The 23,232-nt window shown below is 49.4% G+C and carries 15 protein-coding genes, 3 rRNA genes and 1 other annotated feature; of the genes, 17 read left to right on the top strand and 1 reads right to left on the bottom strand.

Translation table 11 applies throughout. From position 1 onward, the window contains the following. The 13 genes from dnaA (at position 1) to G3255_RS00065 (ending at position 17,698) form a co-directional block, all read left to right on the top strand. Positions 1 to 1,344 carry a chromosomal replication initiator protein DnaA gene (gene dnaA, locus G3255_RS00005; protein ID WP_211652780.1) on the top strand — a complete coding sequence of 448 codons (1,344 nt, stop codon included), beginning with the start codon at positions 1 to 3 and terminating at the stop codon, positions 1,342 to 1,344. 170 nt (positions 1,345 to 1,514) lie between these two features. Further along, positions 1,515 to 2,651 (top strand): DNA polymerase III subunit beta, encoded by a 1,137-nt coding sequence (dnaN, locus tag G3255_RS00010; RefSeq protein ID WP_211652781.1) that lies wholly within the window; start codon positions 1,515 to 1,517, stop codon positions 2,649 to 2,651. A 107-nt stretch (positions 2,652 to 2,758) separates the two neighbouring features. Next, positions 2,759 to 2,998, top strand: coding sequence for a S4 domain-containing protein YaaA (gene yaaA, locus G3255_RS00015; protein WP_283092909.1), 240 nt, complete (start codon positions 2,759 to 2,761; stop codon positions 2,996 to 2,998). After that, the gene (gene recF, locus G3255_RS00020; RefSeq protein WP_211652782.1) at positions 2,988 to 4,100 is read left to right on the top strand and encodes a DNA replication/repair protein RecF; all 1,113 of its coding nucleotides are present in this window, start codon (positions 2,988 to 2,990) and stop codon (positions 4,098 to 4,100) included. The genes yaaA and recF overlap by 11 nt, the downstream gene beginning before the upstream one ends. A gap of 6 nt (positions 4,101 to 4,106) precedes the next feature. Beyond that, positions 4,107 to 4,316 carry a hypothetical protein gene (locus tag G3255_RS00025; RefSeq protein WP_211652783.1) on the top strand — a complete coding sequence of 70 codons (210 nt, stop codon included), beginning with the start codon at positions 4,107 to 4,109 and terminating at the stop codon, positions 4,314 to 4,316. Positions 4,317 to 4,363: 47 nt separating this feature from the next. Then, a complete protein-coding gene (gyrB, locus tag G3255_RS00030) occupies positions 4,364 to 6,292 on the top strand; it encodes a DNA topoisomerase (ATP-hydrolyzing) subunit B (protein WP_211652784.1) in 1,929 nt (642 codons plus the stop codon). 30 nt (positions 6,293 to 6,322) lie between these two features. Beyond that, positions 6,323 to 8,917: a DNA gyrase subunit A gene (gyrA, locus tag G3255_RS00035; protein WP_211652785.1), complete on the top strand. Its 2,595-nt coding sequence runs from the start codon at positions 6,323 to 6,325 to the stop codon at positions 8,915 to 8,917. A 369-nt stretch (positions 8,918 to 9,286) separates the two neighbouring features. After that, positions 9,287 to 10,837: ribosomal RNA gene (locus tag G3255_RS00040) — 16S ribosomal RNA — on the top strand. A gap of 188 nt (positions 10,838 to 11,025) precedes the next feature. After that, a 23S ribosomal RNA gene (locus tag G3255_RS00045) occupies positions 11,026 to 13,958 on the top strand. 65 nt (positions 13,959 to 14,023) lie between these two features. Continuing rightward, positions 14,024 to 14,139, top strand: a 5S ribosomal RNA gene (gene rrf / locus G3255_RS00050). Together the 16S, 23S and 5S rRNA genes form the textbook arrangement of a ribosomal RNA operon. Before the next feature lie 121 nt (positions 14,140 to 14,260). After that, a complete protein-coding gene (locus G3255_RS00055; RefSeq protein ID WP_211652786.1) occupies positions 14,261 to 14,737 on the top strand; it encodes a glutathione peroxidase in 477 nt (158 codons plus the stop codon). A 104-nt stretch (positions 14,738 to 14,841) separates the two neighbouring features. Then, the gene (gene guaB / locus G3255_RS00060; protein ID WP_211652787.1) at positions 14,842 to 16,305 is read left to right on the top strand and encodes an IMP dehydrogenase; all 1,464 of its coding nucleotides are present in this window, start codon (positions 14,842 to 14,844) and stop codon (positions 16,303 to 16,305) included. A gap of 103 nt (positions 16,306 to 16,408) precedes the next feature. Beyond that, positions 16,409 to 17,698: a D-alanyl-D-alanine carboxypeptidase family protein gene (locus tag G3255_RS00065; RefSeq protein ID WP_349291390.1), complete on the top strand. Its 1,290-nt coding sequence runs from the start codon at positions 16,409 to 16,411 to the stop codon at positions 17,696 to 17,698. A gap of 11 nt (positions 17,699 to 17,709) precedes the next feature. On the opposite strand, the gene pdxR is transcribed toward G3255_RS00065, so the two are convergent. Continuing rightward, on the bottom strand, positions 17,710 to 19,134 hold the full coding sequence (gene pdxR, locus G3255_RS00070; RefSeq protein ID WP_211652789.1) for a MocR-like pyridoxine biosynthesis transcription factor PdxR: 1,425 nt from the start codon (positions 19,132 to 19,134) through the stop codon (positions 17,710 to 17,712). Positions 19,135 to 19,238: 104 nt separating this feature from the next. On the opposite strand from pdxR, the gene pdxS reads away from it, so the two are divergent. From pdxS to G3255_RS00090, 4 genes are all read left to right on the top strand, one after another. Further along, on the top strand, positions 19,239 to 20,123 hold the full coding sequence (pdxS, locus tag G3255_RS00075) for a pyridoxal 5'-phosphate synthase lyase subunit PdxS (protein ID WP_058382257.1): 885 nt from the start codon (positions 19,239 to 19,241) through the stop codon (positions 20,121 to 20,123). Between the two features lie 2 nt (positions 20,124 to 20,125). After that, positions 20,126 to 20,731 (top strand): pyridoxal 5'-phosphate synthase glutaminase subunit PdxT, encoded by a 606-nt coding sequence (gene pdxT, locus G3255_RS00080; protein WP_211652790.1) that lies wholly within the window; start codon positions 20,126 to 20,128, stop codon positions 20,729 to 20,731. 11 nt (positions 20,732 to 20,742) lie between these two features. After that, positions 20,743 to 20,948, top strand: a binding site (T-box leader). A 65-nt stretch (positions 20,949 to 21,013) separates the two neighbouring features. Further along, positions 21,014 to 22,288, top strand: a complete 1,275-nt coding sequence (gene serS / locus G3255_RS00085; protein ID WP_211652791.1) for a serine--tRNA ligase — start codon at positions 21,014 to 21,016, stop codon at positions 22,286 to 22,288. A gap of 81 nt (positions 22,289 to 22,369) precedes the next feature. After that, on the top strand, positions 22,370 to 23,227 hold the full coding sequence (locus G3255_RS00090; protein ID WP_211652792.1) for an alpha/beta fold hydrolase: 858 nt from the start codon (positions 22,370 to 22,372) through the stop codon (positions 23,225 to 23,227). Positions 23,228 to 23,232 lie beyond the last annotated feature (5 nt).

Genomic DNA, 23,232 nt, shown 5'->3' on the forward strand with positions numbered 1-23,232 from the left:
TTGGAACACTTAGACGAAATATGGTCGAGTGTCTTAGCCCAAGTCGAGAAAAGAATCTCCAAACCCAGTTTTGAAACTTGGCTCAAATCAACGAAGCTCTTGTCTTATAAAGAAGATACTGTGACTATTTCAGCTCCCAATTCATTTGCGCGCGACTGGCTCGAAAACCATTACGTGCATTTGATTACCGGCATTTTGACAGATCTTACAGGAGACGAGGCGCTCATTAAATTTGTAGTGCCGAAAGATCAAGATATGGATGATTTTCAGCTTCCCGCTCCCCGTGTAAAACCCGGGCAGGCAGAGCAACAAGAGTTTTTGCCGGGCATGCTAAACCCGAAATACACCTTTGACACATTCGTCATCGGTTCCGGCAACCGCTTTGCGCACGCCGCATCGCTGGCTGTAGCTGAAGCGCCGGCAAAAGCTTATAATCCGCTTTTCATTTATGGAGGCGTAGGACTTGGCAAGACCCACCTTATGCATGCAATCGGACATTATGTAATCGAACACAACCCGGACGCCAAAGTCGTTTATTTGTCGTCCGAAAAATTCACCAACGAGTTCATCAACTCGATCCGTGACAACCAGACCGTCGATTTCCGCAATAAATACCGCAATGTCGATATCCTGCTCATTGACGATATTCAATTTTTAGCCGGAAAAGAACAAACTCAGGAAGAGTTCTTCCATACATTCAACACGCTGCACGAAGAATCCAAGCAGATCATCATTTCCAGCGACCGGCCGCCAAAAGAAATCCCGACGCTCGAAGATCGCTTGAGATCACGCTTTGAATGGGGTTTGATCACGGATATCACGCCGCCGGACTTGGAAACGCGCATCGCCATTTTGCGCAAAAAAGCCAAAGCGGACGGCCTGGACATCCCGAATGACGTGATGACCTACATCGCAAATTCGATCGATTCCAACATCCGCGAACTTGAAGGCGCATTGATCCGCGTCGTCGCTTATTCCTCCCTCATCAACCGGGACATGAGCGCAGAGCTGGCTGCTGAAGCATTAAAAGACATCATGCCGAACTCCAAGCCGAAAGTGATCACCATTTTGGATATCCAAAACGCAGTCGGCGAACAGTTCAATGTGAAATTAGACGATTTCAAAACAAAGCGCCGCACGAAGGATATTGCCTATCCTCGGCAGATCGCGATGTATTTGGCACGCGAAATGACCGATTTTTCATTGCCGAAAATCGGCGAGGAATTCGGTGGCCGCGATCATACGACGGTCATCCATGCACATGAAAAAATCAACACGCTGCTGAAAGAAAATCAGCAGCTCCAGCAAGACGTTAAAGAAATTCGATCCGCACTCGGCAAATAAGACTGTGGATAACCCCTGTTTTTCTTAAGCAGTTTATGCACAGTTTGTCTACATGTGGATAAGCTGCTTTTATTGCTCATTTCAGGCTTATCCACATATTCACAGCCCCTACTACTATTACTGTTTTTAAGTACTAATAACTAAAATATATATATAAGCGAGGTTCGAGAATGAAATTCGAGATAAAACGTGAGCGATTAGTCGATGGTTTAAACGATGTAATGAAAGCAGTCAGTTCAAAAACAACGATTCCGATTTTGACTGGAATCAAAATGGATGTATCTACAGAAGGAATGCGCTTAACAGGAAGTGACTCCGATATTACGATCCAAACTTTCATCCCAGCAGAAGAGGATGGACAACAGCTGATCGATGTCACTGAAGGAGGAAGCATCGTCCTTCAGGCAAAAGTATTCGGAGAGATCGTCCGTAAATTGCCGACCAACGAAGTCGAAATCGAAATCACAGGCAATTTCCAGACGCATATCCGTTCAGGGAAATCCGAATTCCATCTGATTGGACTCGAAGCAATGGATTATCCACAATTGCCCGATATCCAAGACGACCGCATCTTCACGATTCCAGCGGATCTGTTGAAAACAATCAATAGAGAAACTGTATTTGCTGTATCCAGTTCAGAAACACGGCCGGTATTGACTGGTGTGCACTGGGAAGTCAAAGACGGGGAGCTAGTTTGCGTCGCAACCGACAGCCACCGCCTGGCACGCCGCAAAACGAAACTTGAAACTTTGCCGGAAGGGGAGTATAGCGTCGTCATTCCAGGCAAAAGCTTGAACGAATTGAACAAAATCCTCGATGACACGTCAGATCCAGTCGAAATCGTCATGACCAATCAGCAAGTATTGTTCAAATCGAAGCACATTTTGTTCTTCTCCCGTCTATTGGAAGGGAACTACCCGGATACATCACGCCTAATCCCGTCTGAATACAAAACGACGGTCACAGTAAACGGCCGTTCATTGCTTCAAGCGATCGACCGTGCATCACTATTGGCTCGTGAAGAACGCAATAACGTCGTGCGCTTCTCCACAAACGAAGGCAGCGAAGTGGAAGTCTCCTCAAATTCCCCGGAAGTCGGGAAAGTCGAAGAGCAATTGCAGGCACAAAGCGTCGATGGTGAAGAGCTGAAGATTTCCTTCAGTGCGAAGTTCATGATGGATGCCTTGAAAGCAATCGACGGACAAGACGTCGTCATCCAATTCACAGGAGCGATGCGCCCGTTCATTTTAAAATCGGCTTTGGATGACTCAATTCTTCAACTGATTCTTCCTGTCCGGACATATTAATTGGAACCAAAACCTTCAGGATAGCCTTTAATGGCTATCCTTTTTACTTATAGGGGTAAATAGGGTAAAATAAAGGGATAGACTATGAATCGAAGGATGAGTGCATTTTGAAGGAAATCGGTATTGAGACAGAATTTATTACACTAGGGCAATTGCTGAAAATGACTGACACAATCAGTTCAGGCGGAATGGCCAAATGGTTTTTGAGTGAACATGAAGTATTAGTGAACGGAGAGGTAGAAGACCGCAGAGGGCGGAAGCTACGTCCTGAAGATACCGTGAACATACCGGGGACGGGGGAATTCCGTATCGTTGTCGCCGAAGGCATGAGCTTCGATGCGGATTGACAACCTCGAGTTAGTCAATTACCGCAACTATGAAACGCTGAAGCTGGACTTCTCGCCGGAGATCAACGTCTTCATCGGCGAAAATGCACAAGGCAAAACGAACATCATGGAGTCACTTTATGTTTTATCGATGGCCAAATCCCATCGGACGAGCAATGATAAAGAATTGATACGCTGGAATGCGGAATATGGTAAAATTAAAGCTGATGTGCTCCGGAAATATGGCAAACTGCCGCTTGAAATCGTCTTTTCCAAAAAAGGCAAAAAAGCGAAAGTGAACCACCTGGAGCAGAGGCGGCTGAGCGATTATATCGGACAATTGAATGTCGTCATGTTCGCTCCTGAGGACTTGCATTTAGTCAAAGGCAGCCCTCAAGTCAGGCGCCGCTTCATCGATATGGAAATCGGCCAGATTTCACCGGTCTATCTCCACGATCTTGTCAATTACCAAAAGCTGTTGAAACAGCGCAACCATATATTGAAGCAGCATTACGGCAAACAGGCGATCAATGACGTCATGTTCGAGGTTTATACAGAACAATTCATCGAAGCTGCTGTAAAAATTATACAAAAAAGGTTCCAATTCATGGAATTGCTGCAAAAATGGGCCGAACCGATTCATCACGGCATTTCCCGTGGGCTTGAAAAACTGGAAATCCGCTATCAGCCGATTAGTGGTTTGAAACCCGAATGGACGCCTGCTGAAATGGCGTCCTTTTTAGAGCAGAAGCTGCAGGAAGTGAAAAAACGGGAACTCGACCGCGGCGTAACACTGGTCGGCCCACACCGCGACGATCTGCAGTTCATGGTCAATGGCTATGATGTCCAGACTTACGGCTCTCAAGGGCAGCAGCGCACCACAGCCCTGTCTTTGAAACTCGCGGAAATCGAACTGATCAAGCAGGAAGTCGGCGAAGCGCCGGTTCTTTTGCTTGATGACGTGCTTTCCGAACTGGACGATTACCGCCAATCACATTTACTCAACACCATCCGCGGATCCGTGCAGACTTTTGTCACGACCACCAGTGTTGAAGGCATCCAGCACGAGACCATTCAAAGCGCCCGCCTTTTCGAAGTATCGAAAGGAACCGTCAAGGAGTGAGCATCCATGTATGTCCAGATCGGGGCCACCCAATTGATAGCCGTCACGGAAATCCTTGCGGTGGTCCATCATGAACACTATGGCCACTCAGCTTTTACGCGGCTTTTAGTACCGCCTGAAGCAGTGAAATCCTATGTCGTCACCGATGATTTCGTCTACGGGTCGCCTTATCGGCCCCAGGCACTTTTAAATAAAATTCAGCAAAACAGGTTATAACCGGTCAATGGAAATAATGAGTTGTCAAGAAAGAGCAGGTGAACGGAATGGCTATGGAAGATACGAATCTTGAGCAATCTTATGGCGCCAATCAGATTCAAGTATTGGAAGGCTTAGAAGCGGTCCGGAAACGGCCGGGTATGTATATCGGTTCTACGGGATCGAGAGGACTGCACCATTTAGTATGGGAAATCGTGGATAACAGCATCGATGAAGCCCTTGCCGGCTATTGCGATGAAATCCGCGTCACAATCGAAAAAGACAATTGGATCCGCGTGGAAGATAACGGCCGCGGGATTCCAGTCGATATGCAGGAAAAAATGGGCCGTCCGGCTGTTGAAGTCATCATGACGGTCCTTCACGCCGGCGGTAAATTCGGCGGCGGCGGCTATAAAGTGTCCGGTGGCCTCCACGGCGTCGGCGCATCTGTCGTCAACGCTTTATCCGAGACGACGGAAGTTTATGTACACCGGGACGGCAAGCGCCATTTCATTCAATTTGAGCGCGGCGCAGTCAAAAAAGAACTCGGCGTCATCGGCGAAGCCGACAAAACCGGAACGACCATCCGCTTTAAAGCGGACGGGGAAATCTTTAAAGAAACAACGGAATATGAATTTGATATTCTTGATCATCGCCTCCGAGAACTCGCTTATTTGAACCGCGGCTTGAAAATCGTGGTCGCTGATGAGCGTGAAGGCTTAGAGCAGGAAAAGAAATACCACTATGAAGGCGGTATCAAATCCTACGTCGAGCATTTGAACAAATCGAAAGACCCGCTTCACGAAGAAGCGATTTTCGTCGAGTCGGAGCGGGACGGTATCAATGTCGAAGTCGCCATGCAATACAACGGCGGATTTGCTGCGAATATTTTTTCATTCGCGAACAATATCAGCACCCATGAAGGCGGGACGCACGAATCCGGCTTCAAGACGGCATTGACGCGCGTCATTAACGATTACGGCCGCAAAAAAGGGATTTTGAAAGATGCCGAAGCCAATCTGACTGGTGAAGATGTGCGGGAAGGGCTGACGGCAATCATTTCCGTTAAGCACCCTGATCCCCAGTTTGAAGGGCAGACAAAGACGAAACTCGGTAATACCGAAGTTTCAACCATCGTCAATAATCTGTTCTCTGGCGGTTTCGAACGGTTCTTATTGGAAAATCCATCAACGGCTAAAAAAATCCTCGAAAAAGGCATCATGGCTTCCCATGCTCGATTAGCAGCGAAAAAAGCACGTGAATTTACACGCCGCAAATCGGTTCTTGAAGTATCAAGCTTGCCGGGGAAATTGGCCGATTGTTCTTCACGCGATCCGAAAGTCAGCGAAATCTATATTGTAGAGGGAGATTCAGCAGGTGGATCCGCAAAATCCGGACGCGACCGTCATTTCCAAGCAATCTTGCCGCTGCGCGGGAAAATCCTCAATGTAGAAAAAGCGCGGCTCGATAAAATTCTCGTCAATACGGAAATCCGCAACATCATTACAGCACTTGGTACAGGAATCGGTGAAGAGTTCAATTTGGACAAAGCCCGTTACCACAAAATCGTCATCATGACTGATGCCGACGTTGACGGCGCCCACATCCGGACTTTGTTATTGACGTTCCTGTTCCGTTACATGCGCCCGCTAATTGAAGCTGGCTATATCTACATTGCACAACCGCCATTGTTCCAGATCAAGCAAGGCAAGCATGTTGATTATGTGTATTCCGATGCTCAGCTGAAAAATGCGCTCGCCGAACTTCCAGCATCACCAAAGCCGCACGTCCAGCGCTATAAAGGGCTTGGCGAGATGAATGCTACACAATTGTGGGATACGACAATGGATCCGGATTTCCGGACATTGCTGCAAGTGACGCTTGAAGATGCGATGACAGCGGATGAAACTTTCCATATGCTAATGGGGGATGACGTCGAACCGCGCCGCAACTTTATCGAAGAAAATGCTAGTTATGTTAAGAATTTGGATGTTTAACGCACCAAGAGTTGAGAGGGGGCTGCGGATATGGCGGAACGGTCAGGCAGCGGAATAGAAGAAATCAATATCAGCACGGAGATGCGCACTTCATTTCTCGATTATGCAATGAGTGTCATCGTCTCACGTGCGTTACCGGATGTCCGGGACGGTCTGAAGCCGGTGCATCGGCGTATTTTATACGCAATGCACGACCTCGGCATTACAGCGGACAAAGGCTATAAAAAATCAGCGCGTATCGTCGGTGATGTAATCGGTAAATACCACCCGCATGGTGATAGCGCGGTTTATGAAACAATGGTACGGATGGCGCAGGATTTCAGCTATCGTTATATGCTTGTAGATGGACATGGGAACTTTGGGTCTGTCGATGGCGATGCAGCAGCAGCCATGCGTTATACAGAATCCAAGATGTCGAAAATTTCCATGGAAATTTTGCGTGATTTGAACAAGAACACTATTGATTACCAAGAAAACTACGACGGCCAAGAAAAAGAGCCAGTCGTTTTACCAAGTAGGTTCCCGAATTTGCTTGTCAATGGAACTTCCGGGATAGCGGTCGGTATGGCTACGAATATTCCTCCCCATAACCTTGGGGAAACAATTGATGCAGTAATGGCATTAGCAGACAATCCGGCCATTACGACAGAAGAATTGCTTGAATACATCCCTGGCCCCGATTTCCCGACCGGCGGCATCATCCTCGGGCGTAGCGGCATCCGTCGCGCCTACGAAACCGGCAAAGGTTCGGTGTTGATCCGTGCAGTCGTTGAAATCGAAACAAAACCGAACGGCAAAGAAGTAATCCTCATCCACGAACTTCCTTATCAAGTCAATAAAGCGCGTCTGATCGAGAAAATCGCAGAATTGGTGCGCGACAAAAAAATAGACGGCATCACCGATTTGCGCGACGAATCCGACCGCAACGGGATGCGCGTCGTGATTGAAGTGCGAAGAGACGCAAGTGCCAATGTCCTATTGAACAATTTGTACAAACAGACAGCGATGCAGACAAGCTTCGGCATCAATATGCTTGCGCTCGTCGATGGCCAGCCGAAAGTTCTTGGCTTGAAAGACGTCCTTTATCATTACCTGGAGCACCAGAAAGTCATTATCCGCCGCCGCACAGAATTTGATCTACAAAAAGCGGAAGACCGTGCGCATATCCTTGAAGGCTTGCGCATCGCACTAGATCATATTGATGCCATCATCGCTTTGATCCGTGGGTCTCAAACGACTGAAGAAGCCCGCAACGGTTTGATGAATGATTTCAATTTATCCGAACGCCAATCCCAAGCCATCTTGGACATGCGCCTTCAACGTTTGACCGGTCTCGAACGGGACAAGATCGAAGAGGAATACCAAGGGCTCATCGCACTCATCAATGAGCTGCGTGCAATTCTTGCGGATGAATCGAAGATCCTCGAGATCATCCGTGAAGAAATCCTTGAAATCAAAGAGCGATTCAATGATCCCCGCAGAACGGAGATCACTGTCGGCGGCTCTGAGATGATCGAAGATGAAGACCTCATCCCACGTGAAGCTTCAGTATTGACGCTCACGCACAACGGCTATATCAAACGTTTGCCTGCCAATACGTACCGCAGCCAGAAGCGTGGCGGACGCGGCGTACAAGGAATGGGAACCAACGATGACGATTTCGTTGAACATCTTCTATATACATCGACACATGACACAATCCTGTTCTTCACAAGCGAAGGAAAAGTTTACCGCAAGAAAGGCTATCAGGTTCCTGAGTACGGCCGGACTGCGAAAGGCTTGCCGCTCGTCAACTTGCTGGAGATCGGCAAGAACGAAAAAGTGACAGCAGTGATCCGTGTCGAAGAATTCAAAGAAGATGATTTCTTCTTCTTCACTACACGCGGCGGCCTGAGCAAGCGGACGCCTGTGAGCAACTATGCCAATATCCGGCAAAACGGGTTAATTGCCATCAATTTGCGTGAAGACGATGAATTGATCTCAGTCAAGATGACTGACGGCAACAAAGAAATTGTTATCGGAACCCGTGATGGTGCATTGATCCGATTCCCAGAGACGGATATCCGCAGTATGGGACGTGCAGCAAGCGGGGTACGGGGCATCCGTCTACGTGAAGGCGATCAAGTCGTCGGGATGGAGACATTAGAGACGGATGATAAGATCCTGGTCATCACGGAAAATGGTTATGGCAAGCGAACAAAAGAATCCGAATACCGCGTCCAATCTAGAGGCGGTATGGGAATCAAGACCTGCCACATTACAGAAAAGAACGGGCCGCTCGTAGCTGTCCGCGCCGTGAATGGAACAGAAGACATCATGCTGATTACACAACACGGCGTGCTGATCCGCATGGATGTAGAAGATATTTCAACGACTGGAAGAAACACGCAAGGAGTCCGATTGATCCGTCTTGGCGACGAAGAGATTGTGGCTACCGTCACCAAAGTGAAAAAAGATTTGGATGATGCAGAAGCAGCAGAAGTTGATGAAGAGACAGAACCAGTTTCAGAAGATAACGTAGAAGCACTCATCGAAGAAAGTGTAGAAGCAGATGTCTACACAGAGGATGAGGTTGTTGAAGATGAAACGGCGGATAGTATAGAAGAAGATCCAGAAGAAGAGTAATTTTGAAAGAGCTTGCCGAACCATCGGCAAGCTCTTTTCTTTCTATTAAGAAAGAAAATTTCAGAAAGGAAAAGTTTTTTCTTAAAACTGTTGACGTGAATAGTAAGGCGTGATATATTTATCAAGTCGCCAAAACAAGGCGCACAACATGAACCTTGAAAACTGAACAGCAAAACGTCAACGAAAGACGTCACGAGCGCTTTGGCGCGCGAACGGCTTTTGCGATGGTCGCCCTTGGGCGATCGGAGCAATCAGCCATTCCGAACTTTGGTGTTCGTGACTTACTTACTGATCAGCTTCGGCAGATCAAGCGAATCGCGCGTCTTTTAGACGGCGATACGCCAGCAGTATTGAGCAATCAACTACTCTATAATGGAGAGTTTGATCCTGGCTCAGGACGAACGCTGGCGGCGTGCCTAATACATGCAAGTCGAGCGGAGATGTTGGAGCTTGCTCCAACATCTTAGCGGCGGACGGGTGAGTAACACGTGGGCAACCTGCCCTGCAGATCGGGATAACTCCGGGAAACCGGTGCTAATACCGAATAGTTTGCGGCCTCTCATGAGGCCACACGGAAAGACGGTTTCGGCTGTCACTGCAGGATGGGCCCGCGGCGCATTAGCTAGTTGGTGAGGTAACGGCTCACCAAGGCCACGATGCGTAGCCGACCTGAGAGGGTGATCGGCCACACTGGGACTGAGACACGGCCCAGACTCCTACGGGAGGCAGCAGTAGGGAATCTTCCGCAATGGACGAAAGTCTGACGGAGCAACGCCGCGTGAGTGAAGAAGGTTTTCGGATCGTAAAACTCTGTTGTGAGGGAAGAACAAGTACCAACTAACTACTGGTACCTTGACGGTACCTCACCAGAAAGCCACGGCTAACTACGTGCCAGCAGCCGCGGTAATACGTAGGTGGCAAGCGTTGTCCGGAATTATTGGGCGTAAAGCGCGCGCAGGCGGTCCTTTAAGTCTGATGTGAAAGCCCACGGCTCAACCGTGGAGGGTCATTGGAAACTGGGGGACTTGAGTGCAGAAGAGGAAAGTGGAATTCCACGTGTAGCGGTGAAATGCGTAGAGATGTGGAGGAACACCAGTGGCGAAGGCGACTTTCTGGTCTGTAACTGACGCTGAGGCGCGAAAGCGTGGGGAGCAAACAGGATTAGATACCCTGGTAGTCCACGCCGTAAACGATGAGTGCTAAGTGTTAGGGGGTTTCCGCCCCTTAGTGCTGCAGCTAACGCATTAAGCACTCCGCCTGGGGAGTACGGCCGCAAGGCTGAAACTCAAAGGAATTGACGGGGGCCCGCACAAGCGGTGGAGCATGTGGTTTAATTCGAAGCAACGCGAAGAACCTTACCAGGTCTTGACATCCCGCTGACCGCCTAGGAGACTAGGCTTTCCCTTCGGGGACAGCGGTGACAGGTGGTGCATGGTTGTCGTCAGCTCGTGTCGTGAGATGTTGGGTTAAGTCCCGCAACGAGCGCAACCCTTGATCTTAGTTGCCAGCATTCAGTTGGGCACTCTAAGGTGACTGCCGGTGACAAACCGGAGGAAGGTGGGGATGACGTCAAATCATCATGCCCCTTATGACCTGGGCTACACACGTGCTACAATGGACGGTACAAAGGGCTGCAAACCCGCGAGGGGGAGCCAATCCCAGAAAACCGTTCTCAGTTCGGATTGCAGGCTGCAACTCGCCTGCATGAAGCCGGAATCGCTAGTAATCGCGGATCAGCATGCCGCGGTGAATACGTTCCCGGGCCTTGTACACACCGCCCGTCACACCACGAGAGTTTGTAACACCCGAAGTCGGTGGGGTAACCCTTACGGGAGCCAGCCGCCGAAGGTGGGACAGATGATTGGGGTGAAGTCGTAACAAGGTAGCCGTATCGGAAGGTGCGGCTGGATCACCTCCTTTCTAAGGATTATATCGGAACCGATTCTTATGGATCGGGTTGACGTTTTGCGTTCAGTTTTGAAGGTTCACTCCTTGCGGAGCACTTTCAAACTTGTTCTTTGAAAACTGGATAGATCGACATTGATTAAGAAACAAGCATCAAGTAGCGTGATCGCTTTGCGATCAACTTATTTTTTTGACCATTCAGTGGTTAAGTTAATAAGGGCGCACGGTGGATGCCTTGGCACTAGGAGCCGAAGAAGGACGGCACTAACACCGATATGCCTCGGGGAGCTGTAAGTGAGCTGTGATCCGGGGATTTCCGAATGGGGAAACCCACTGTTCGTAATGGAGCAGTATCCATGTGTGAATACATAGCACATGAGAAGGCAGACTCAGGGAACTGAAACATCTAAGTACCTGAAGGAAGAGAAAGCAAATGCGATTCCCCAAGTAGCGGCGAGCGAAACGGGATCAGCCCAAACCAGAAGGCTTGCCTTCTGGGGTTGTAGGACACTCTATACGGAGTTACAAAGGAACGGATTAAGCGAAGCGACCTGGAACGGTCCGCAAGACAGGGTAATAGCCCCGTAGCTGAAAGTTCGTTCCCTCCAGAGTGGATCCTGAGTACGGCGGAACACGAGAAATTCCGTCGGAATCCGGGAGGACCATCTCCCAAGGCTAAATACTCCCTAGTGACCGATAGTGAACCAGTACCGTGAGGGAAAGGTGAAAAGCACCCCGGAAGGGGAGTGAAATAGATCCTGAAACCGTGTGCCTACAAGTAGTTAGAGCCCGTTAATGGGTGATAGCGTGCCTTTTGTAGAATGAACCGGCGAGTTACGATTGCATGCAAGGTTAAGGTGAGAAGCCGGAGCCGCAGCGAAAGCGAGTCTGAATAGGGCGAATGAGTATGCAGTTGTAGACCCGAAACCAGGTGATCTACCCATGTCCAGGGTGAAGGTAAGGTAACACTTACTGGAGGCCCGAACCCACGCACGTTGAAAAGTGCGGGGATGAGGTGTGGGTAGCGGAGAAATTCCAATCGAACCTGGAGATAGCTGGTTCTCTCCGAAATAGCTTTAGGGCTAGCCTCAAGAAGAGAATCCTGGAGGTAGAGCACTGTTTGGACTAGGGGCCCATCCCGGGTTACCGAATTCAGACAAACTCCGAATGCCAGTGATTTATGCTTGGGAGTCAGACTGCGAGTGATAAGATCCGTAGTCAAGAGGGAAACAGCCCAGACCACCAGCTAAGGTCCCCAAATATCCGTTAAGTGGAAAAGGATGTGGCGTTGCTTAGACAACCAGGATGTTGGCTTAGAAGCAGCCATCATTTAAAGAGTGCGTAATAGCTCACTGGTCGAGTGACACTGCGCCGAAAATGTACCGGGGCTAAACGGATTACCGAAGCTGTGGATGGACATCGTAGATGTCCGTGGTAGGAGAGCGTTCTAAGGGCGTTGAAGTCAGACCGGAAGGACTGGTGGAGCGCTTAGAAGTGAGAATGCCGGTATGAGTAACGAAAGACGGGTGAGAATCCCGTCCACCGAATGCCTAAGGTTTCCTGAGGAAGGCTCGTCCGCTCAGGGTTAGTCGGGACCTAAGTCGAGGCCGATAGGCGTAGACGATGGACAACAGGTTGATATTCCTGTACCACCTCCCCGCCGTTTGAGTAATGGGGGGACGCAGAAGGATAGGGTGAGCGTGCCGTTGGTTGTGCACGTCCAAGTTGTGAGATGAGAAACGAGGCAAATCCCGTTTCTATGTACATCAAGCAGTGATGGCAAGAGGTTTAACCTCAGAGTCCCTGATTTCACACTGCCAAGAAAAGCCTCTAGCGAGGCGGGAGGTGCCCGTACCGCAAACCGACACAGGTAGGCGAGAAGAGAATTCTAAGGTGAGCGAGTGAACTCTCGTTAAGGAACTCGGCAAAATGACCCCGTAACTTCGGGAGAAGGGGTGCTCTGGTAGGGTGTTACAGCCCGAGAGAGCCGCAGTGAATAGGCCCAGGCGACTGTTTAGCAAAAACACAGGTCTCTGCAAAACCGTAAGGTGACGTATAGGGGCTGACGCCTGCCCGGTGCTGGAAGGTTAAGGGGAGTGCTTAGCGCAAGCGAAGGTGCGAACCGAAGCCCCAGTAAACGGCGGCCGTAACTATAACGGTCCTAAGGTAGCGAAATTCCTTGTCGGGTAAGTTCCGACCCGCACGAAAGGCGTAACGATCTGGGCACTGTCTCAACGAGAGACTCGGTGAAATTATAGTACCTGTGAAGATGCAGGTTACCCGCGACAGGACGGAAAGACCCCGTGGAGCTTTACTGTAGCCTGATATTGAATTTTGGTGCAACTTGTACAGGATAGGTAGGAGCCAGAGAACCCGGAGCGCCAGCTTCGGGGGAGGCGTCGGTGGGATACTACCCTGGTTGTATTGAACTTCTAACCCACAAGCCTTAGCGGCTTGGGAGACAGTGTCAGGCGGGCAGTTTGACTGGGGCGGTCGCCTCCTAAAGAGTAACGGAGGCGCTCAAAGGTTCCCTCAGAATGGTTGGAAATCATTCGCAGAGTGTAAAGGCACAAGGGAGCTTGACTGCGAGACGGACAGGTCGAGCAGGGTCGAAAGACGGACTTAGTGATCCGGTGGTTCCGCATGGAAGGGCCATCGCTCAACGGATAAAAGCTACCCCGGGGATAACAGGCTTATCTCCCCCAAGAGTCCACATCGACGGGGAGGTTTGGCACCTCGATGTCGGCTCATCGCATCCTGGGGCTGTAGTCGGTCCCAAGGGTTGGGCTGTTCGCCCATTAAAGCGGTACGCGAGCTGGGTTCAGAACGTCGTGAGACAGTTCGGTCCCTATCCGTCGCGGGCGCAGGAAATTTGAGAGGAGCTGTCCTTAGTACGAGAGGACCGGGATGGACACACCGCTGGTGTACCAGTTGTTCTGCCAAGAGCATCGCTGGGTAGCTATGTGTGGCCGGGATAAGTGCTGAAAGCATCTAAGCACGAAGCCCCCCTCAAGATGAGATTTCCCATTGCGCAAGCAAGTAAGATCCCTCAAAGACGATGAGGTAGATAGGTTCGGGGTGGAAGCGTGGCGACACGTGCAGCTGACGAATACTAATCGATCGAGGACTTAACCAACAAACTGAAACGTGAGTTTCCCACAATGTCGATTTATCCAGTTTTGAGCGAACAAGCTCAAAGAGTCCAGTGATGATGGCAAAGAGGCCACACCCGTTCCCATCCCGAACACGGAAGTTAAGCTCTTTTGCGCCGATGGTAGTTGGGGGTTTCCCCCTGTGAGAGTAGGACGTCGCTGGGCAAGTAGAAAGGCCGTTACCGGTTCATTCCGGTAGCGGTCTTTTTTGTATGAAAATTTTTCTTATTTCTTGTGAAGATAGTTTTTCAAAGGTAGGCTAAAGATAAGGAGAGGTGGAATGAAGATGAGTAATTTATATACTTATGAAGTAAAGCAAGCGGATGGCAACATGGAACAGCTAGAAAATTTTAAAGGAAAACCATTGGTTATTGTCAACACAGCAAGCAAATGTGGGTTAACTCCGCAATTTGAGGGTTTACAGCGTCTGTATGAAAAATATAAAGATCAAGGCTTAGAAATTCTCGGGTTCCCTAGCGGCCAATTCAACGATCAGGAATTCCACACACAAAAGGAAACACTGGAATTTTGCCGTAAGAATTATGGAGTTAGCTTTCCGATTTTTTCTAAAATAGATGTAAATGGTGAACTCGCTGATCCACTCTTTAAGTATTTGACTTCGTGGGGCAAAAGCGACGTAAGCGGAGAGATTAAATGGAACTTTACTAAGTTTCTCATTGATCGCCAAGGAAATATTGTTCAACGTTACGAACCACAGGTTGAACCGGAGCAAATGGAGAAAGATATACAGAAAATTTTATGATCCATTAGTCGGAATAGTTTTACTTTTATCAGTTTCTTGACACCCCCTGAAACCGCTGATAACCTTACAATAATATTTAAAAGGAAGCAGGAGGCGTGTCAATTATGTGGGAATCGAAATTTCTTAAAGAAGGGTTAACCTTCGATGATGTATTGCTAGTGCCAGCTCATTCAGAAGTGTTGCCGAAAGATATTGATTTGTCAGTGGAGCTAACGCCGAAAATCAAGTTGAACATTCCAATTATTAGCGCGGGAATGGACACTGTGACGGAAGCAAAAATGGCTATTTCAATGGCACGACAAGGCGGCCTAGGAGTCATTCATAAAAATATGAGCATCGAAGAGCAGGCTGAACAAGTAGTGACTGTTAAACGTTCGGAAAATGGCGTTATTACAGATCCTTTCTACCTGACTCCTCAGCACCAGGTTTACGATGCTGAACATTTGATGGGAAAATACCGTATTTCGGGTGTGCCTATTGTTCAAAGTGAAGAAGATCTTACTTTGGTGGGCATTATCACCAACCGCGACCTCCGCTTTATCCAGGACTATTCTTTAGAGATTAAAGATGTCATGACGAAAGAGAAGTTGGTGACGGCCCCGGTCGGCACGACGCTAGAAGATGCTGAAAAAATTCTTCAGCAATACAAAATCGAGAAGTTGCCAATTGTGGATCAGAACGGCATGCTAAAAGGCCTTATTACTATCAAGGACATCGAGAAAGTAATCGAGTTCCCAATTGCTGCAAAAGACGAGCAGGGACGTTTGCTTGCCGGTGCTGCTGTCGGCGTTACATCGGATACGATGAAACGCGTCGAACAATTGGTGAAAGCTCATGTCGATGTTGTGGTCATCGATACAGCCCACGGTCATTCAGCAGGCGTATTGAACATGGTCAGCCAGATTCGAGACACCTATCCTGAATTGACGATCGTTGCTGGAAATGTCGCTACTGCAAGTGGAACGAAAGCTTTGATTGAAGCGGGTGCTGATATCGTTAAAGTGGGTATCGGACCAGGCTCAATTTGTACAACACGCGTTGTTGCCGGTGTAGGAGTTCCACAAATTACAGCGGTTTACGATTGTGCTACTGAAGCCCGCAAACATGGCAAAGCGATTATCGCAGATGGCGGCATTAAGTTCTCAGGCGATATCATTAAAGCACTGGCAGCAGGCGGACATGTTGTTATGCTGGGCAGCTTGCTCGCAGGAACAACAGAAAGCCCAGGGGATACTGAAATCTTCCAGGGACGCCGCTTCAAGACTTATCGCGGCATGGGTTCAATCGCTTCTATGGAAAAAGGTTCGAAAGACCGCTATTTCCAAGATGAAGCGAAAAAGTTGGTACCGGAAGGAATTGAAGGGCGCTTGCCTTATAAAGGCCCTCTAACTGATACGATTCACCAATTGCTTGGAGGCATTCGTGCTGGCATGGGCTATTGTGGAACAAAAGATTTGCGGTCACTTCGTGAAGACGCACAGTTTATCCGCATGACCGGTGCTGGGTTGATCGAGAGCCATCCGCATGACGTACAAATTACAAAAGAATCACCGAATTACTCTATGTAAGATGAGACACCTCCCTAGGGATTCCTAGGGAGGTGTTTTTTCGTTTTGCTTCCAGAGAATATGATAAAATAGCAAAAGGAATGAAATGATGGAGGACAAGCGAGTGAAAAGTTTAGTGAAATGGGTTCATGTATTGATGATAATAGCTGTGGCTCTCATGATCGTGATGCCGAATCGCGTACAGGCGGAAGAAACTGTTCCTGTATTGGCAGATGCGGCGATTGTTGTAGATGCAGAGACCGGACAGATTTTATACGGGCAAAATGATGAAGCCGTACTTGGTATCGCTTCTATGAGTAAAATGATGAGTGAATACCTTTTATTTGAAGCGATCGAGGAAGGTATCGTCAGTTGGGACGATGAATATGAAGTGACGGATTATAGCCACCGGATTTCGCAAGATTTGCGCTTGAGCAATGTTCCACTGCGCCGGGATGGTTCCTATACGATGAAGGAGTTATATGAAGCAATGGCGATTTATTCGGCGAATGCGGCAACCATTGGCATTGCAGAAACGATTGCGGGTACTGAGAAAGCGTTTGTCCAGATGATGAACGACAAGGCGAAGGAAATGGGCATTGAAGACGCGCACTTCGTCAATTCTACAGGGCTTAATAATTCATTTCTATTGGGTATGCATCCTGAGGGGACGGGAGAAGACGAAGAAAATACGATGTCCGCCCGTTCAGTTGCTATACTGACTAAAGCCTTGCTAGATGATTATCCGGAAATTCTTGATACTGCTAAAATTCCGGAATTGATGTTCCGCGAAGGTACGCCTGACCAAATCCGCATGGTCAATTGGAATACGATGCTTCCGGGCATGGACCACGAATATGAAGGAATGGATGGATTGAAGACCGGTACGACGGATTTTGCTGGCCATTCTTTTGCAGGGACTGCCAAACGTGACGGGGTCCGGTTGATTGCGGTAGTCATGAAAGCGGTCGATGCGAAAGGGGAAGGTTCCTATCAGGCTCGTTTTGACGCAACGCGTGCATTATTGGATCACGGCTTTGAATTTCAAGAAACGGAAATCATGAAAGCTGGCCAACAATTTATGGGGCAGGAATCCCTTCCTGTCGCAAAAGGTGAAAAAGAGCAAGTAGCGATAGCGGTTAACGAACCGGTCCGCTTGATGGTCCCGTCTGCTCAGCAAGAGGCGTACCGCACCGAGCTTGAATTGACAGAAGGAGCCCCGATTGAGGCAGCTGTAGAGGAAGGGCAACTTGTAGGTAAGGTAAGGGTTTTGGATTCTGAAGGCAATGAAGTAGAATATCTGAAAGATGAAAAGCCTGCTGCGGACGTAGAAGCGATAGAAACAGTCGAGCGCGCCAATTGGTTTGCGCTGTCCATGAAAGGCGCAGTGGATTTCATTAAAGGTTTATTTTAAGAAAAACCAGCTCATCCCTTAGGGAGTGAGCTGGTTTTTTGTATGCTCCAGCATTTCATCAATTGGCCGATGCCCTGCTGGATTTCGCTTTCATCTAAACCTCCAAAACCGAGGACGATTTTTGGTGAAGTTGATTTTTGCTTAAGCAGGTCGTAATTCTGCATCGCGAATACACGGATTCCTACATCACTTGCCAAGGAAACTAAGTTTTGTTCCGTGCGTTCGGTATCGATGGTCAAAACGACGTGCATGCCTGCTTGCTCACCGGAAACAGTCACTATTGGTTGGTAAGGGACAAGTGCTTGCGTCAGGCATTCGAGCTTTTTCCGGTATAGTTTGCGCATGCGGTTTAAATGCCTTGAAAAATGGCCTTTTTGCATGAATGTCGCGACGATTTGTTGGTCGATGCGTGGCACGGTGGACGTGTAATGCAAAAAGGTCTTGCGGTAGGCGTTCAACAGCCTTGGCGGCAACACGAGATAGGCGATGCGCAACGAAGGCATGATGGATTTCGAAAAGGTACTGATATAGATGACCCGCCCTCCGACGTCCATGCTTTGCAGGGCAGGAATCGGCTGGCTCGTGTAGCGGAATTCGCTGTCGTAATCGTCTTCGATGATATAGCGTTCAGGACTTGCGGCCGCCCAGTTCAATAGCTGTGCACGGCGTGTGGCGCTTAAAATTGAGCCAGTCGGGAACTGGTGGGACGGGGTGACGTAGGCGATGTCGACGCCGGTTTTGTCGAGTTCCTGCACATCGATGCCGTCTTCATCGACGGCAATCGGGAAGGCCTGTCTGTCATCGTGTTCGAAAATGCTATGGGTTAAGGCGTATCCCGGATTTTCAAAGCCGAAGCTCAAGTTTTTATCGAAGAGACGGATCAACAGCGGCATCAATTGTTCGGTCCCAGAGCCAACGATGATTTGTTCGGATTCGCATACGACACCGCGGGATTGGTATAAATAACGGGCGATTTCAGCGCGCAGCGACTCGTCTCCCTGTGGGTGGCCAGCGAGCAGGAGTTCATGGTTTTCTTCATCGATCACTTCGCGTGCCGTTTTGCGCCATGTCGGGAACGGAAATGAACGGGTATCGATGCGCGCTGGGTTAAAGTCATATACATAAGTGGGTTTTGGCACGTCGCGGATAGACGTTTCTTCTTGAGGCAGATCCAAATAAGCCAGTTCTTCCACCGGCATCGTGAAAAAGCCTTTACGGGGGCGTGGTTCAATAAAGCCTTCTGCGACTAATTGGGAATAGGCCAGTTCGACGGTGGTCTGACTGATCTGCAGATAATCCGCCAGTTTGCGCTTGCTCGGAAGCTTGGTGTCGACCGCAATTTTACCCGCCGTGATGGCGGTGCGTATTTCTCGATAAAGCTGCTTATATAGTGGGATGGTTGATTGTTTTTGCAATTGGAACATGAGCATATCCATCGGGGTTCCTCCAACTGACCTTTTAATTTAACGTAAACTGAGTCTTTTTATATGGTCACAGCTTATTATACTGGAAACAACCAACAAAAGGGAGGAATTTTCAGATGAGTGAAAAAGGCACAGATCGAGTGAAGCGCGGTATGGCAGAAATGCAAAAAGGCGGCGTCATTATGGACGTAGTTAATGCAGAACAGGCGAAAATTGCAGAAGCGGCAGGGGCGACGGCTGTCATGGCGCTAGAGCGCGTCCCATCCGATATCCGCAAAGAAGGCGGCGTTGCCCGTATGGCGGACCCGCGCATCACGGAAGAAGTGATGAATGCGGTGTCGATTCCGGTCATGGCGAAAGCGCGTATCGGCCATATTACAGAAGCGCGCGTGCTAGAAGCGATGGGCGTCGACTATATCGACGAAAGCGAAGTACTGACACCAGCGGATGAGGAATTTCACTTGCTGAAAAATGATTATACGGTGCCGTTCGTCTGTGGCTGCCGCAATATCGGGGAAGCGGCACGGCGCATCGGAGAAGGGGCGTCAATGCTGCGCACTAAAGGCGAGCCTGGCACAGGGAATATCGTCGAAGCGGTGCGCCATTTGCGCCAAGTGAATGCCGAAGTGCGCAATATCGTTGCGATGGGCGAAGACGAATTGATGACAGCTGCGAGAGACTTAGGTGCATCTTATGAGTTTTTGAAAGAAGTGAAATTGCTCGGCCGTTTGCCGGTCGTCAACTTTGCAGCAGGGGGCATCGCGACACCAGCGGATGCGGCGCTCATGATGGAACTTGGGGCGGATGGCGTTTTTGTCGGATCCGGCATCTTTAAGTCCGACCAGCCAGAGCGTTTTGCGCGTGCCATCGTCGAAGCGACGGCTCATTATCAGGATTATGCGTTGATTGCGAAACTGTCGAAAGATCTTGGGCCGGCAATGAAAGGCTTGGAAATGGCGACAATCGGTGCGGCGGACCGCATGCAGGAAAGAAGCTGGTAACGATGAAAATCGGTGTATTGGCACTGCAAGGAGCGGTGCGTGAACATGTACAGGCGATTCAGGCATGCGGCGCGGAAGCTGTCGTGGTGAAGAAAGCAGCCGAGCTGGCAGACCTTGATGGGTTGGTGCTGCCAGGAGGCGAAAGCACGGCGATGCGCCGCTTGATCGACCGTGCGGAGTTGCTGGAGCCATTGAAACAATTTGCTCAGGCCGATAAGCCGATGTTCGGCACTTGTGCAGGGCTCGTGCTGCTAGCAAAAGAAATTGACGGGCAGGAAGCTGCGCATCTCGGTGTCATGGACATGACCGTTGCGCGCAATTCCTTCGGCAGGCAAGTGGACAGCTTTGAAGCGGATCTGGACATTGTGGGAATTGAAGCACCGTTCCCGGCAGTATTTATCCGTGCGCCGCATATCGTACGTGCTGGTGAGGGTGTGGAAGTTTTGTGCGAATACGAGGGGCGCATTGTGTTGGCGCGGAGCGGGCCGTTTCTTAGCTGTTCATTCCATCCGGAACTGACCGGCGATCACCGCTTGATGCAGCTGTTTTTGGACATGATCGAAAACAGGGAACTCTTGCCAACCGAAGCGCACTATAGTAAAATATGAATAATTTCAAAGAAGAAACGTTGATGGGAATAGTAAAACGCAGTTTTTCTGTAAGAGAGCCGGTGGTTGGTGCAAACCGGCGTGAAACGCGTTTGAATCCACCCCGGAGTTGCATGGCGATGAGCCAGTGCCGGTTTTAATGCCGTTATGTGATGAAGAGGATTGGCCTTTTTGCCGATCAATCAGGGTGGCAACGCGGGTAGCTCTCGTCCCTTTACCAGGGGACGGGGGCTATTTTTGCGTTGTTTTTCTTATTTGACGAATACTTAAGGAGGAATTTCTATGTTGGATATCCGTTTTGTACGGGAAAATTTTGAACAAGTGAAAACAAAGCTCGGAAAGCGCGGGGAAGACATTTCCGTACTTGATGATTTTCAAGGGCTTGACCAAAAGCGCCGGGAACTTATTGTTCAGACCGAGAAATTGAAAGCGGAGCGTAACGAAGCGTCCCAGCAGATCGCTGTCATGAAGCGCAACAAGGAAAATGCCGACGAGGCGATCGCGAAAACACGTGAAGTCGGCGATCAGATCAAAGCGATTGACGATGAGCTGCGCGAAGTGGAAGAAAAACTCGACTACATCATGATGCGCGTGCCGAACATTCCGCACGACAGCGTGCCGTTCGGCGATTCTGAAGACGATAATGAAGAAATTCGTACATGGGGCGAAAAGCCAGAGTTTGGCTTTGAAGCGAAGCCGCATTGGGACATCGCGACCGATTTGAACATCGTCGATTTCGAGCGAGCCGCGAAAGTGACGGGCAGCCGTTTCGTGTTCTACCGCGGGCTTGGCGCACGCCTTGAGCGTGCACTCATCAATTTCATGATGGACCTTCACCAGGAGGAGCATGGCTACGAGGAAATGCTGCCGCCATATATGGTCAACCGCGAAAGCTTGACGGGCACCGGGCAATTGCCGAAGTTCGAGGAAGATGCGTTCTTGATCGAGAAGGAAGATTATTTCCTCATCCCGACGTCTGAAGTGCCGGTGACGAATTTCTACCGTGATGACATTTTAACAGCGGATATGCTGCCGCAAGCCTTCGCATCTTATAGCATGAATTTCCGCTCTGAAGCAGGTTCTGCAGGACGCGATACGCGCGGGTTGATCCGTCAGCACCAATTCAATAAAGTCGAACTGGTGCGCTTTGTGAAACCGGAAGATTCTTATGACGAACTTGAGAAACTGACGGGACATGCGGAGAAAGTGTTACAGCTGTTGGGGCTTCCTTACCGCGTCTTGAAGATGTGTACGGCGGACCTTGGCTTTACTGCAGCGAAGAAATACGATATTGAAGTATGGATTCCGACGCAAGAGACGTACCGTGAAATTTCTTCTTGCTCAAACTTCGAAGATTTCCAGGCGCGCCGCGCGAATATCAAGTTCCGCCGCGAAGCGAAAGGCAAGCCGGAGTTTGTCCATACGCTGAACGGCAGCGGACTCGCTGTCGGACGCACAGTGGCAGCATTGCTTGAGAACTACCAGCAGGAAGATGGTTCTGTTGCCATCCCTGAAGTGTTGCAGCCTTATATGGGCGGCAAAACGACGATCCGCTAAACGAGAAGACCCGAATGCATTTCGGGTCTTTTTTTCGCGGGAAAGGGTAGACAACTAGAAACAAGGAAAGGAGCGGTTGATATGCAAGATGTGGATTTTTGCTTTATCGAAACGAATGACATTCGCCTTCACACAGCAGTAGCCGGGCCGGAAGATGGGGACCTCGTTGTTTTATTGCATGGCTTCCCGGAATTTTCATATGGAGTCCACCACCAGATGGAGGCACTTGCTGCGCGGGGCTATCGCGTTGTGGCACCGGACCAGCGGGGATATAATTTGAGTGATAAGCCAGGAAAAATTGAAGACTATACCATTGACAAACTGCGCGATGATATTGGCGGCTTGATTGGAGCGTTTGGTGAAACATCGGCATATGTCATTGGCCACGACTGGGGAGGGGCGGTGGCATGGCATCTGGCAGCGACCAAACCACAGTATGTCAAAAAGCTCGTCGTCATTAATATGCCGCATCCGGCCGCAATGCCACGTGTCATGATGAAAAATCCGCTGCAATGGGTGAAAAGTTCGTACATGGCCTTTTTCCAGCTGGCGGAAGTACCGGAGAAACTGATGGCTACGAGTGATTACAGAATGATGCAACAGGCGATGGAAACGACTGCAGAACCAGATGCTTTTTCGCGGGAAGAGCTGGAAGCCTATCGGGAAGCTTGGCGTCAGCCAGGAGCGTTGACAGGCATGCTCAATTGGTACCGCGCCATTCGCAAAGGTAGTTTCCAGCAAATTCCGGACAAAGAAATCGAAATTCCCGTACGCATTTTGTGGGGCATGGGAGATCAATTTCTATCACCCATGCTTGCCAAAGAAAGCCTGAAATTTTGTGCGCAGGGAGAACTTGTATGGATCGGGGAGGCGACGCATTGGGTGCATCACGAGCAACCAACTATCGTCAATCACTTGATTGAGGAATTTCTCGCATGAAAAAA

The sequence above is a fragment of the Planococcus sp. MSAK28401 genome (assembly GCF_018283455.1).
In the GTDB taxonomy this organism is placed as follows: domain Bacteria; phylum Bacillota; class Bacilli; order Bacillales_A; family Planococcaceae; genus Planococcus; species Planococcus alpniumensis.

Excerpts from the sequence above, each read along its gene's own strand:
- dnaN (WP_211652781.1), top strand. The coding sequence starts at position 1,515 with ATGAAATTCGAGATAAAACGTGAGCGATTAGTCGATGGTTTAAACGAT.
- recF (WP_211652782.1), top strand. The coding sequence starts at position 2,988 with ATGCGGATTGACAACCTCGAGTTAGTCAATTACCGCAACTATGAAACG.
- G3255_RS00025 (WP_211652783.1), top strand. The coding sequence starts at position 4,107 with ATGTATGTCCAGATCGGGGCCACCCAATTGATAGCCGTCACGGAAATC.
- gyrB (WP_211652784.1), top strand. The coding sequence starts at position 4,364 with ATGGCTATGGAAGATACGAATCTTGAGCAATCTTATGGCGCCAATCAG.
- gyrA (WP_211652785.1), top strand. The coding sequence starts at position 6,323 with ATGGCGGAACGGTCAGGCAGCGGAATAGAAGAAATCAATATCAGCACG.
- G3255_RS00055 (WP_211652786.1), top strand. The coding sequence starts at position 14,261 with ATGAGTAATTTATATACTTATGAAGTAAAGCAAGCGGATGGCAACATG.
- guaB (WP_211652787.1), top strand. The coding sequence starts at position 14,842 with ATGTGGGAATCGAAATTTCTTAAAGAAGGGTTAACCTTCGATGATGTA.
- pdxR (WP_211652789.1), bottom strand. The coding sequence starts at position 19,134 with ATGGATATGCTCATGTTCCAATTGCAAAAACAATCAACCATCCCACTA.
- pdxS (WP_058382257.1), top strand. The coding sequence starts at position 19,239 with ATGAGTGAAAAAGGCACAGATCGAGTGAAGCGCGGTATGGCAGAAATG.
- pdxT (WP_211652790.1), top strand. The coding sequence starts at position 20,126 with ATGAAAATCGGTGTATTGGCACTGCAAGGAGCGGTGCGTGAACATGTA.
- serS (WP_211652791.1), top strand. The coding sequence starts at position 21,014 with ATGTTGGATATCCGTTTTGTACGGGAAAATTTTGAACAAGTGAAAACA.
- G3255_RS00090 (WP_211652792.1), top strand. The coding sequence starts at position 22,370 with ATGCAAGATGTGGATTTTTGCTTTATCGAAACGAATGACATTCGCCTT.